The following is an 8469-nucleotide window of genomic DNA, read 5'->3' as shown; positions in this document are numbered from 1 at the left end:
GACGGCCTGCTGGCCCGGCTGGGCGGCGCGGCCGGCGCGCGGGCGGTCGGCTGCATGGTGCGCCCGGCGCGCGCCTTCGCGGGAGGCGAGGCATGAGCGGTCCACTGATCATCGCAGTTCCGTCCAAGGGCCGCCTGAAGGAGCAGGTCGACGGCTGGCTGTCCGACTGCGGATTGTCGCTGTCCGTCAGCGGCGGCGCGCGCGGCTATGTCGCCGATCTGAAGGGCCTGCCCGGGGCCCAGGTGCGGCTGCTGTCGGCGGGCGACATCGCCGAGGCGCTGGACGTGGGCGAGGTCCACCTCGGCGTGACCGGCGAGGATCTGCTGCGCGAGCGCGGGCCGGACGTCGACCGGCGCGTGATGCTGCTTCGGCCGCTGGGCTTCGGCCGCGCCGACCTCGTGGTGGCCGCGCCGAAGAGCTGGCTCGATGTCGACACCATGGCGGATCTGGAAGACGTGGCGCACGAGCATCTCGCCCGGACCGGCCGGCGGATGCGGGTGGCGACCAAGTACCTTGTTCAGACCCGCACCTTCTTCGCCCGCCACGGGGTCGCCGACTACCGAATCACCGAATCCAGCGGGGCGACCGAGGGGGCGCCGGCGACCGGGGCGGCGGAGCTGGTGGTCGACATCACGACCACCGGCGCGACGCTCGCGGCCAACGGGCTGAAGGTGCTCGCCGACGGCCTGATCCTGAGGAGCCAGGCGCAACTCGCCGCCAGCCTGACCGCCCCGTGGGACGCGAAGCGGCTGGCCGCGGCGGAGCGTCTGCTGCGGCTGGTGGAGGCGCGGGCCAACGCCCTGCGCAGCGCCACCCTGACCTGGCCGGCGACGGGCGACGCGTGCGAGGGCGCGGTGGTCGACGCGCTGGTTGCCGCGGGCGCCTCGCGTCGGCCCTACGGTCTCCTGCTGGACGCCGCCGAGGTCGCGACGGCGGCGGCGGCGCTGACCGCCGCGGGACTTGGCCCGGTCACCGCTTCGCGTCCGGACTTCGTCTTCGAAGTTGTGTCGCCGGCCTACGACGCGCTACGCGGGCGAACTTTGACGTGACGGTCAAAAAGCAGCGTCTTTTAAGCTAGAAAACGCGATTTTTTGAAATCATCATTCCAACAACGTTGTTGGAGCCGTTGACTCGACGGAAATTTTGCCGTTTCCTCCTTCTTGCGAGAGACGCGAGGGCGCACACAGCCTGAAGTCTCCGGCGTTTCGGGGAGGAAACGCCCTTTTAATTAGAGCGAAAGCTCTGTTTGGCCCGCCGCTCACCCTCGCGGCGGGCCAAAATTTTGCCTGAAGCAAAATTCTGACAAAAATATCAAAAAAGCCATTCAACCACGCAAATCACCCAAACTGGACGTAAGGCGATTGAGGGGAGTGGCGGCAGGAGGTCATGGGATCGGCGCGCCGCCAAGGTCATTCGATGTCCCGGGCGCTCTTCCGTCGTTTCCAGGAAGGGCGATGACCGCGAAGCGAGCAGGGGGTGGGGAAATCTTGGGCGAGCGGACACCCTCGCTGCTTTATCCCGCTTCCCCACACAGCGCGCCGTGGGCGCACTGCCCCTCCGCCTAAAGGGACGTGAGGTAATCCATCACCAGATTCGGGCGCGATCGGTGGGCGCGACGTACATCGCATCGCCGGGCTTGACGCCGAAGGCCTGGTAAAAGGCGTCGATGTTGCGCACCGGCACGTCGACCCGGGCCTCGTTCGGCGAATGCACATCGACCACCAGCAGCTGGCGCAGCCGGTCCTCGCGCAGCTTGCCGCGCCAGACCTGGGCCCAGCCGAGGAACACCCGCTGTTCGCCGGTCATGCCGTCGATGACGGGCGCTGGCTGGCCCTTCAGCGAGGCGTGGTAGGCGTCGAGCGCCAGCAACAGGCCGCCGAGGTCGGCGATGTTTTCGCCCATGGTCTGGCCGCCGTTGACGTGGGCGCCCGGTAGCACCTCGAAGGCCGAGTACTGCTTGCCGAGCACCGCGGCGCGGGCGTCGAACTTGGCGGCGTCCTGCGGCGTCCACCAGTCGGTCAGCATGCCGTCGCCGTCGGACTTGCGGCCCTGGTCGTCGAAGCCGTGGGTCAACTCATGGCCGATCACCCCGCCGATGCCGCCGTAGTTGACCGCCGGGTCGCCCTTGGGATCGAAGAACGGCGGCTGCAAAATCGCGGCGGGAAAGACGATCTCGTTGCGGGTCGGCTGGTAGTAGGCGTTCACCGTCGGCGGCGTCATGCCCCACTCGGTGCGGTCCACCGGCTTGTCGAGGCGGGCGACCTGGCGGTTCCATTCGAAGGCCGAGGCGCGCTCGACGTTGCCGTAGAGGTCGTCGTCCTTGATCGTCAGCGCCGAGTAGTCGCGCCACTTGTCGGGGTAGCCGATCTTCACGCTGAACTTGGAGAGCTTCTCCAGGGCCTTGGCCTTGGTGTCCGGGCTCATCCAGTCGAGCCTCTCGATCCGGCCCTTCATCGCCTCGCGGATGCCGGAGACCAGCTCCAGCATCTTCTCCTTGCTCTGCGGCGGGAAGTACTGGGCGACGTAGAGCTTGCCGAGCGCCTCGCCCATCTGCGCGTCGACCAGGCTGACCCCGCGCTTCCAGCGGGCCCGCTGCTGGGGTTGGCCCTGCAGGGTCTTCTCGCGGAACTGGTAGTGCGCCTGGTCGAAGGCCTGAGACAGATAGGGCGCGGCCTGGTCGGCGACGCTGAACGCCTGCCAGGCCTTCAGCGTCTCCAGCGGGGTCCTGGCGTAGATGGCGGCGATTTTCGGGATCGCCGTGTTCTCCTGCAGCACGACCCGCTGGACCTGACCCAGCTCAGCGCCGTCCAGGAAGGCCTTCCAGTCGAACCCGGGCGCGAAGGCGGCCAGCTCCGAGACGGCGATCGGATTGTAGGTCTTGGAGTCGTCGCGGCGCTCTTCGAGCGTCCAGGAGACCTGGGCGATCTCGGTCTCCATGGCGACGATCGCCTTGGCGGCGCCTTGCGGGTCGTTCCAGCCGGCCAAGGCCAGGATCTGGGCGACATAGGCCTGATAGGCGGCGAGTTTCGGCGCGAACTCGGGCTTCAGATAGTAGTCGCGGTTCGGCAGTCCGAGGCCCGCCTGGCCCAGGTAGACCGCGTAGCGCATCGGCGCCTTGGCGTCGTCGCTGATCCCCGGGCCGAAGAAGCTGCCGCCGAAGCCGAGCTGCGAGCGGCCCATCAGCCGGGCGAGGTCGTTCTTGGTCTCGATCTCCCGGACCTTGTCGAGGTCGCGGGCCAGGCGCCCCACGCCGATCGCCTCCAGTCGCGGCTCGTCCATGAAGCTGCGGTAGAAGGCGCCGACCTTGGCCCGCCCGCCGCTGGCGGAGGCGTCGTTGGCCGCCGCCTCGAGGACCGCGCGCATACGGTTCTGCGACAGTTCCTGCAGCCGGTCGAAGGCGCCGTAGCGCGAGCGGTCCGGCGGGATCTCCAGCTGCTGCACATAGCGGCCGTTGGCGTATTTGAAGAAGTCCTGGCCCGGCGGTGTCGAGGTGTCGCGACCGGCCATGTCGAAGCCCCAGGGGCCCATCCGCGGCGTTTCGGTGAGGGAGCTTGCGGCGCCCGCGGTCTGGGCGGGAAGGGCGGCCCCCGCCTCGGCGAACGCGGGAGCGGCGGCGGACAGGGCGGCCGCCGCGGCGGCGGCGAGCCAGAAGGTCTTCATCGTGCGGGTCTCTCGACTGGCGGATCGGCGCGCACCTTGGCGCGTCCGGATGATCTCACACGTTATATTTTTGTCAGGCTTCGGGTATCCGGCCGGGGCAGGGGGACGCGGAGCTCACATGCCCGGCATGCCGGGCATATGGTCCGTCCCCCGCATATGGCCAGAGGCGGCCGGCGCCTGGGCCTGCACCACGAAGTCGACCTTCAGCGTGGCGCCGCTGGCGAACTTCAGGGTGGCCGGGACCTTGTCGCCGATCTTCAGCGGCCGCTTCAGCCCGACCAGCATCAGGTGCCGGCCGCCGGGCGCGAAGCTGACCTGGCCGTTCGCCGGGATCGGCGTCTGCGCTTCGGGGGTCATCTTCATCACCCCGCCGGCCATGCGGGCGGCGTGCATCTCGACCTTGGCGGCGTCGGGCGACGCCGCGCCGACGAGGGCGTCGGCGCTCTTGCCGTGGTTGACCAGGGTCACATAGCCGGCGCCAGTTCCGCCGACGGCGGCGGGCCGGCTCCACGGCCTCACCGCCTCGATCTCGGCGGCGCGGGCGGCGCCGAGCGGGGCCGCGACCAGGACCAGGGCGGCTGCGGCGGCGGGCAGGGCGAGCTTCATCGGAATCTCCGTCGGGCAAAGCGCCGGGGCTGTTAATCGGCTCCCAGAGCGTAGGAGAGTTGGGCGATCACGGTGCGCCCGGGGAAGGGGTGGAAGAGGTAGTAGCGCCGGTCGGTGAGATTATCGACGCCGAGCGCGGCGGACCAACGGTCGTTGAGCCTGAACACCGCGCGGGCGTCGGCGAGGAAGTAGCCGTCGAAACCCTGGTAGGTGTGCGAGACCACGTCGCTGTTGTCGATCGCGCCATAGACCCGGTCGCTGTAGCGGGCGGCCGCCGTCAGGGTCAGCCGCGGCGTCGCGCGCCACGTGGCCACCGCGGTCCAGCGCCAGCGCGGAATCTGCGGGGTCTGCTTGCCCTCGGCCGGCGGCAGGGCGGCGTCGCGGGCGATGTGCGAGGAGACGTAGGTCGCGCTGGCGGAGAGGTCGAGGCCGGGCGTCAGCACGTCGTGCGCCTCGACCACCAGCTCCGCGCCCTGGGACCGGACCTTGTCGATGTTCTGCACGAAGCTTACCGGGGCCGAGCCCCCCAGCGACGTGCTCTGCGAGATCAGCGCATTGGCGACGTCCTCGGTGACGACCGACAGCCGCACGGTGTCGCGCCGCGCCGGCCCGAAGTCGCGCGCCACGGACAGCTCCGTCGAGATCGCCCGCTCGGGGGTAAGGTTGGGGTCGGGCGAGCGCAGGTCGGGGCCGACGGTGACCTGCTGGTAGAGCTCTGTCACGGTGGGAAAGCGGTAGGCCACGCCGGCCGAGGCCGACGCTCGCCAGCCGGCGTCCCGCCAGGCGAGCACGACCTTCGGCGAAAGGGCGGTGCGGGACCGCTCCGGCTGGCTGACGTCGAGCGCCGGGGTGGCGGACCAGTTCCGCCCGTCGAACGCGCGCCAGTGCTCCAGCCGTGCGCCGAGCGTGAGGTCGAGCGGCGGCGCCAGCCGGATGCGGTCCTCCAGCCAGAACGCAGAGGTTTCGGTCCTGCCGAGCGAGGCGCTCCTCGGCGCGCCCTCGTCGCCTAAGATCCAGTCGGCGGCGGCGAACTTGCGGCTCTGCAGCTCGTAGCGGTCGTAGTGCGCGCCGGCGCGCAGGGCGTGGGCGGCGGCCTCGCCGCCGGGCCGCCAGTCGCCCTCCAGGTCCAGGGTCTTCCAGCCCGTGCCGCCCATGTCGAGGATCGCGCCGGAGCCGCCGGTGAGGCCTGCGGGCAGGGCGTCGGGCGAGCGCTGGCGGTCGCGGTGGTAGTCGTAGAGGCTGGCGGCCGCCTTCCAGCTGAAGGCGGGCGACGGTTGGCCGGCGAAGCGAAGCGCCTGCATCCAGTGCGCCTGATCCAGGCTGTAGAGCCCGCCTGTGAAGGCGCTGGGCGCGAGCTTGTAGCTGGCCCCGTTCAGGCTCACCGTCCCGGCGTAGACCGGCGCGCCGGAGGCGTCGCGCAGGAAGCTGGTGACGTGGGCGTCGTCGCTCTGGCCGAAGTAGCCGAGCAGCCAGCTCGCCTGCAGCCTGGGCGTGATGTCCCAGCCCAGCTTGAGCTTGGCGAGGTCCTGGCGCTGATGCTCCAGGCCGCCCGCGCCGATCACCGCGATCGGCTGGCCGGTGCGGTTGAGGTCGTTGAACCCGCCGGTGACGGTCGTGGCCGAGGCGGCCGGCTGCGGCAGCGGCGTGGCGGTGACGTAGCTCAGCGGCTGGCTCCGGGTGTCGATGTGCGCGTAGCTCAGCCGCCACCAGACCGGTCCGCGGCGGTCGCCGGCGTCGGCCTGGACGGTGTAGCTGGGATAGGTGTCCTTCACCCCGTACTGCTTGAAGCTCTGGCTGGCGTAGGTGACGCCGGCGTCGGCCTCGAACCGGGCGGGCGTGTGGGTGGTGATGGCGATCACCGCGCCGATCGAGTTGCCCGGATAGGCGGCCGAGAACGGGCCGTAGGCGACCTGCACCTGCTCGACCTCCGCCGGCGCGACCATGCTCCAGCGCGGCGAGGCGTTGGAGTTGTTGTTGCCGATCAGGGCCGAGAGCAGCACCCCGTCGGTGTAGACCAGGCTGCGCGCCGAGGAGCCGACGCCGGAGGTGCGCGTCGTCACCGGCGCCTGGGTGTCGCCGATGTGCCGGCGCCGGACGAACAGGTTGGGCAGGTAGCGGACCGTGTCCTCGACGGTCACGGCGTTGACGGTGCGGGCGATCTCCTCGGCCCGGACCGTCTGGGTGGCGATGGCAAGGAAGTCCTCGCCGGCGTGGCCGGTGACGACGACCGGGCCGACGGGCGCGGCGTCGAGCTCGTCGGCGAGGGCGGAATGCGGCGCGAGGCAAACGCCGAGGAAGGCGGCCGGGCCCAGCGCCCGGAAGAAGGCTGACATTGCGAGAATCCTGAACGAACGATCGGGCGCGCCGGCGCGAGCCGGCGCGGGCTTAAAGCGCTGCGTTCAGGACTGTGGCGGACCTTGGCCGGGCGGCCGGGGCGGGCCGCGGGCGAGCCGCGGCGCCCAGCTGCGTTCGGGCGCGTGCTCGCCTTGGGAGATCGTGAAGCTGGCCGGCTCGATGACCGGCTCCGGCGTCGGCAGCGCGGCGGTGGCCGCCGCCAGGCAGTCGTGGCACGGCAGGCCGGCGAAGCCCTTGCCGTGCTTCGCCAGGCTGCTCTTGTCGGGCTCGCCGACGACGACGGTCCGCGCGCCTGCGAGCGTGCAGACGACGATCCGTTCGCCGCGGGCCGTCCCGGCCTGGGCGGCCATCGCGGCGGCGGGCAGCAGCGCCTGGACGAGCAGGGCGAGCACGCCCACCCAGGCGGCGACAAGCGCTCGCCCGCCGGTTCGACCTTTGCTGTCGCGCCCGCGCCGCATGGGCGGGCTGTCTAACGCCTAAACGCCCCGAGGCAAGCGGCCAGCGTCGCCATGCGCCTTTGCCTCAAGGCTCAGCTGCCCGACCGGCGCCCGAAATGGGGCAGGAAAACATCATCCGTGCACGGCCGGGCGGGGAACTAAAGCGTCGCTGTGGGCGTTTTGGCCGCTGCGACTGGGTTCCGGAACGGGTGCGATGGCGAGCGTGGACACGTCCAGGTTGGGGATCGAGGCGCCCTTGGAGGGGGCCTTCGCCGCCTGGAGAGATCTGCGTCAACCTTGTCTCTTTACAAGAAAATGCCAGTCTATCGGACGAGGTGCGGTCACCAGCGATTCGGCCGCGCCAAGTTGTTCCCAAGAGACGTGAGGAAGCCCCTGATCTACCGGCGCAAGCCAAGCGCGTCGGTTTCGTTCATACGGAGGTGCTGGTCCTCCCCTGGAAGTTGATTTCCGGGGCTATGTTCACATAGCGTCCTGGCTTGGGTTCGTCTGGTCGGCGAAATTTGCGTTCGGAGTGTGGCTTCGGTGACACTTACGCAAACAGTCGGCCTTGTTATAAGCGTGCTGGGTCAATTGGCCGCAGCATTGAGGGCAACGAGAGGGCTCTGAGAATGAAGTTCAAACTCCTGACGGGCGCAGCCCTGGCAGCGATCTTCGCCGCCTCGGGCGCCGCCGCACAGACCGACTACAATCCAGTCGGTTGGTATGGCGCCGTCGACGCTGGCTACCACTGGCCGGAAACCTCCGAGTTCAACTCCTCCGGCGGCAGCTCGTTCGATATCAAGGCCGACAGCGATTGGACCGCGTTCGCCCGTCTCGGCTACCAGGTGAACAGCCACTGGCGGATCGAAGGCGAGCTCGGCTACCGCAACGGCGACCTGAAGTCGGTCATCAACAGCGGCGGCCCCGGCCCCGTGGCGCTCTGCTCGCCGCGCGTCATCCGCTCCGCCGCCGCGCCGGCCTGCGGCGGTCCGGACGGCAGCGAGAACGCCTGGACCCTGATGGCGAACGTCATCTATGACATCATGCCGCAGTCGGCCATCGACCCCTTCATCGGCGCCGGCGTCGGCGCCGCGCGCGTCAAGCTGAAGGCCAATGGCCAGCTGTCGAACGTCCCGGGCGTGATCTCCGGCACGAACCCGGCGATCCAGAACCTGGTCATCAACGACGACGACACGGCCTTCGCCTGGCAGGCCATCGCCGGCGTGGCGTGGCATGCGACCGATCGCCTGTCCGTCGACCTGACCTATCGTTACCTCGGCACCTCCGACCTGAACTTCGCGTCGGCCGGCACCGCGCCGGGCGGCTACCAGCCCGGCACCTTCCAGGGCGACGTCCGCGACTCGTCGGTGACGCTCGGCGTGCGCTACTCGTTCGCCCCGCCGCCTCCGCC

6 protein-coding genes are annotated in these 8469 nt (G+C 70.0%); 2 read left to right on the top strand and 4 right to left on the bottom strand.

Annotation, left to right across the window (positions count from 1 at the left end; all coding sequences use genetic code 11):
- The first annotated feature begins 92 nt into the window (after positions 1–92).
- Positions 93–1049 (top strand): ATP phosphoribosyltransferase, encoded by a 957-nt coding sequence (gene hisG, locus VJS38_RS01305; RefSeq protein WP_324086348.1) that lies wholly within the window; start codon positions 93–95, stop codon positions 1047–1049.
- A 535-nt stretch (positions 1050–1584) separates the two neighbouring features.
- Here the strand turns inward: hisG and VJS38_RS01300 are convergent.
- The 4 genes from VJS38_RS01300 to VJS38_RS01285 form a co-directional block, all read right to left on the bottom strand.
- Positions 1585–3660, bottom strand: coding sequence for a M13 family metallopeptidase (locus VJS38_RS01300; protein WP_324086347.1), 2076 nt, complete (start codon positions 3658–3660; stop codon positions 1585–1587).
- Positions 3661–3774: 114 nt separating this feature from the next.
- The gene (locus tag VJS38_RS01295; RefSeq protein WP_324086346.1) at positions 3775–4266 is read right to left on the bottom strand and encodes a copper chaperone PCu(A)C; all 492 of its coding nucleotides are present in this window, start codon (positions 4264–4266) and stop codon (positions 3775–3777) included.
- Between the two features lie 32 nt (positions 4267–4298).
- Positions 4299–6599: a TonB-dependent receptor gene (locus VJS38_RS01290; protein WP_324086345.1), complete on the bottom strand. Its 2301-nt coding sequence runs from the start codon at positions 6597–6599 to the stop codon at positions 4299–4301.
- Positions 6600–6665: 66 nt separating this feature from the next.
- Positions 6666–7079, bottom strand: coding sequence for a DUF2946 family protein (locus VJS38_RS01285; RefSeq protein WP_324086344.1), 414 nt, complete (start codon positions 7077–7079; stop codon positions 6666–6668).
- A 608-nt stretch (positions 7080–7687) separates the two neighbouring features.
- Here VJS38_RS01285 and VJS38_RS01280 point away from each other — a divergent pair.
- Positions 7688–8469: outer membrane protein (locus VJS38_RS01280; protein ID WP_324086342.1), on the top strand; the 782-nt coding region annotated here is incomplete at its 3' end.

The sequence above is a fragment of the Phenylobacterium sp. genome (assembly GCF_035276905.1).
Lineage (GTDB): Bacteria > Pseudomonadota > Alphaproteobacteria > Caulobacterales > Caulobacteraceae > Phenylobacterium.
Note: the sequence above shows the minus strand (reverse complement) of the source record. Positions and strands in the feature narration are given on the sequence as shown.

Bases quoted from the DNA above. Each gene is read 5' to 3' on its own strand.
- VJS38_RS01300 (WP_324086347.1), bottom strand. From the start codon at position 3,660: ATGAAGACCTTCTGGCTCGCCGCCGCCGCGGCGGCCGCCCTGTCCGCC.
- VJS38_RS01290 (WP_324086345.1), bottom strand. From the start codon at position 6,599: ATGTCAGCCTTCTTCCGGGCGCTGGGCCCGGCCGCCTTCCTCGGCGTT.
- VJS38_RS01295 (WP_324086346.1), bottom strand. From the start codon at position 4,266: ATGAAGCTCGCCCTGCCCGCCGCCGCAGCCGCCCTGGTCCTGGTCGCG.
- VJS38_RS01285 (WP_324086344.1), bottom strand. From the start codon at position 7,079: ATGCGGCGCGGGCGCGACAGCAAAGGTCGAACCGGCGGGCGAGCGCTT.
- hisG (WP_324086348.1), top strand. From the start codon at position 93: ATGAGCGGTCCACTGATCATCGCAGTTCCGTCCAAGGGCCGCCTGAAG.